Genomic DNA, 3,381 nt, shown 5'->3' with positions numbered 1-3,381 from the left:
CCGACATCGACGCGCCTGCTTGTCGGCTGCCGCTTCGCTCTAGACCGACCTACGAGGCGTCATGCTTGGCCGGTCAGAAGGATTGGATCAGGTGCGGGCGCTCCCCTTGTTGCGGTACCGGTCGAGTGCGACGGCGCCGACGATGACAAGACCCTTGATGATCAACTGCCAGACTTCGCTGACGTTCATCAGGATCAGGCCGTTGGACAGCACGGCGATGATCAGGGCGCCGACCAGCGTGCCGAAGATCGAACCGATGCCGCCGACGAAGCTGGTGCCGCCCAGGATGACCGCCGCGATGGCGTCTAGCTCGTAGCCCATGCCCAACTGCGCGCCGTTGGCCGACAGGGTCCGGGCGGCGGACATGACGCCGGCAAGTCCCGCCAGCAGTCCCGACATGCAGTAGACGAACATCAGCACGGCCCAGACCTTGATGCCCGACAGCCGGGCCGCGTCCGGGTTGCCGCCGACGCCGTAGATCCAGACGCCCAGCACGGTCCGGCGCAGCACGAACCAGCTGACCGCGACGACGGCCAGGGCGATCACGACCATCCAGGGCACGCCGAAGACGTGGGAGTTGCCGATCCAGGCGAAGGGCAGGGCCGCATTGAAGACGGTGGTGTCGTCTGCCGCCAGCCGCGACAGTCCCCGGACCGCCGTCATGGCTCCCAGTGTCACGATGAAGGCCGGCAGGCGGAAGAAGGCGATCAGGCTGCCGTTGATCGCGCCCATCGTCAGGCCGACCAGCAGGGCCGCCGGGATCGCGAGGCTCGACGCCGGACCGAGCGTCATCGACACGGCGGTCACGGCGGAAACCGCCAGGATGGACCCGACCGCGAGGTCGATGCCGCCGGTCAGGATGACGAAGGTCAATCCGGTGGCGAGCACGATGTTGATCGATGCCTGCTGCATCACGATCGAGATGTTGCGGCCCGTCAGGAACTTGCCGGTCGCGAATTCGAACCCGATGCAGATCAGGATCAGGACCGGCAGCATGCCGACGACCTGGATGATCGTGTTGATCTGCTGCTTGCGGGCCGCCGCGGCGGCCGCCGCCGATTCCTGGGCGATCCTGTTGTCGGCGCCCATCGTCTTCATGGAGCACATGGGGGGAACTTCCTCCTGGATTCTTTTTGCCAGACGCCTGACACCTGGCGCCTGATCCCTGATGCCGGGGCGGCGGTTAGAGCTGGACGCCGGTGGCGAGTGCCATGATTGCTTCCTGGGTGACGGGAACGCCGCTGGTGCCCCCGACTTCACCTTCGATATGTCCTTCGCGCATCACCAGGATGCGGTCGCAGATGCCCATGATCTCCGGCAACTCGCTGGAGATCACCAGGACGGCGACGCCGTTCTGGGCGAGCTGGTCGATGATGCGGTAGATTTCCGCCTTGGCGCCGATATCGACGCCGCGCGTCGGCTCGTCGAGGATCATCACTTTCGGCTTCGCTTCGAGCCAGCGGGCGAGCAGCACCTTCTGCTGGTTGCCGCCCGACAGGGTGCCGACGCCGATGGACGCGCTGGCGACGCGGATCTTCAGGTCGGCGATGGAGCTTTTCGCCCGCTCGACCGCCTTCCGCAGGTTGAGCACGCCGCCGCCGCGCGCGTCCCGGCCGATCACGCTGAAGTTGACGTTGTCCTTGACCGACATGTCCAGGAACAGGCCCTGGTGCTTGCGGTCCTCGGTCAGATAGGTGATGCCGGCATCCAGCCCGTCCTTGGGGGTGCGGATGGTGACTTCCTTGCCGTCGATCCGGATCGTGCCGGCGGTCCTTGGGTCCGCCCCGTAGATCAGCCGCGCCAGTTCGGTCCGTCCCGATCCGACCAGCCCGGCCAGGCCAAGCACTTCGCCGGCATAGAGCGTAAAGCTGGAGGGATGGACGCGCTTTCCGCCGTCGGTGACGCCCTCGACCGCCAGCATCGGCTGGCCGCGCGCCCGGCCGGCCTTGGCCTCGTGGTCGTGCTTGTAGAAGGTGCTGAGGTCGCGGCCGACCATCATCTTGACCAGCTTCTCGGCGGAGATGTCGTCCTTGTCGAGCGTGCCGACATAGGTCCCGTCGCGCAGCACCGATACCCGGTCCGACAGCTCGTAGACCTCGGCCATGCGGTGGCTGATATAGATGATCGCCAGCCCCTCGTCGCGAAGCTGCCGCATCAGGGCGAACAGACGGTCGGTTTCCCTGGACGACAGCGTCGTCGTCGGTTCGTCCATCACCAGGATTTTGGATTCGGAATGGAGGGCGCGGGCGATCTCGACAAGCTGCCGCTCCGCGATGGAGAGGGTCGCCACGATGGTTTCCGGACCGAAGGTGGCGCCGAGGCGCTGAAGCACGCCCCGGCAGCTTTCCTTCATGGTACGGCGGTCGATCATGCCGCCCTTGGACGGCTCCCGGCCGAAATAGATGTTCTCCGCCACGCTCAGGTTGGGCAGCAGGCTGAGTTCCTGATAGATGATCGAGATGCCGTGCTCGCGGGCGACATGCGGGTTTGTGATGTCCACGACCTGCCCGTCGATCAGGATCTGCCCGCCGGCATCCGCCTGATAGGCTCCCGACAGCACCTTCATCAGCGTGCTCTTGCCGGCGCCGTTCTCCCCCATCAGGGACTGGATCTCTCCGCCCCAGGCCTTGAGCTGAACGTTGCTGAGAGCCTTCGTACCGGGAAAGGTCTTGGAAATGCCGCGCATCTCCAAGGTCGGCGGACGCGTACCCTGATGAGGCGCGTCGAGCGCGGTCGCAGTCATGGTTTCCTCCGGTGGAATTCGACGGTCAGTTTTCTTTAGTCAACGCTGGTCTTGTTGGATCGGCTTATTGATTGACCAGAATTTCCCTGTTGGGACTGAAGTTCAGGTGCAGCGGAAGTATCGCGGCGCCGAGAGCCGAGGCTTCGCGCCCGATCATTCCCATCAGAAGTCTTGGCGACTTGCGGGCTTCCGGCGTCGCCGCTTCCAGCAAGGGGACCAGACGCTCCATCAAGTCTTCCTTGATGCCCTGGGGCATGTCGCCGTCCAGCACGATCGCTTCCACGTCGAGCAGGCGGGCACAGGACAGCAGCGGGACGACCAGGGCGTCGGCGCAGTCGTCCAGCCATTCTCCCACCAGCCTGGGATGGCGGGTGAAGGCTTCCTCCACCTCGGTCCGGCTGGAGATCGCGACGCCGTTGCCGCGCAGGTGGCGGATCAGCGAGTTGATCGAGGCGCGCGTCAGCAGGATGTCGTGGCTGCGGGCAGGGGCCGGCGCGGTCGCAAGACGGGACGGTCCGACCGGCATCAGGCCGATATCGCCGCCGTATCCCGTGGGGCCGCGATAGTACTCGCTGTTCAGGACGATGCCGCCGCCGACCGCAGCGCCGATGAAGACATGGACGAAGTTGTCCAGCTCG

Annotated in this window: 3 protein-coding genes; all 3 read right to left on the bottom strand. The window is 65.5% G+C overall.

Translation table 11 applies throughout. The annotated features are described in order from the left end of the window. Positions 1-87 precede the first annotated feature (87 nt). Complete coding sequence (locus AC5JJ6_RS05110) at positions 88-1,107, bottom strand: ABC transporter permease subunit (RefSeq protein WP_496041004.1); 1,020 nt, start codon at positions 1,105-1,107, stop codon at positions 88-90. A 76-nt stretch (positions 1,108-1,183) separates the two neighbouring features. Beyond that, complete coding sequence (locus AC5JJ6_RS05105; RefSeq protein ID WP_496041003.1) at positions 1,184-2,743, bottom strand: sugar ABC transporter ATP-binding protein; 1,560 nt, start codon at positions 2,741-2,743, stop codon at positions 1,184-1,186. Between the two features lie 64 nt (positions 2,744-2,807). Next, on the bottom strand, positions 2,808-3,381 hold a 574-nt coding region (locus AC5JJ6_RS05100), incomplete at its 5' end, for an ROK family protein (protein ID WP_496041002.1).

The organism is Skermanella sp., assembly GCF_059503625.1.
This window is presented reverse-complemented; position numbering and strand designations above follow the sequence as displayed.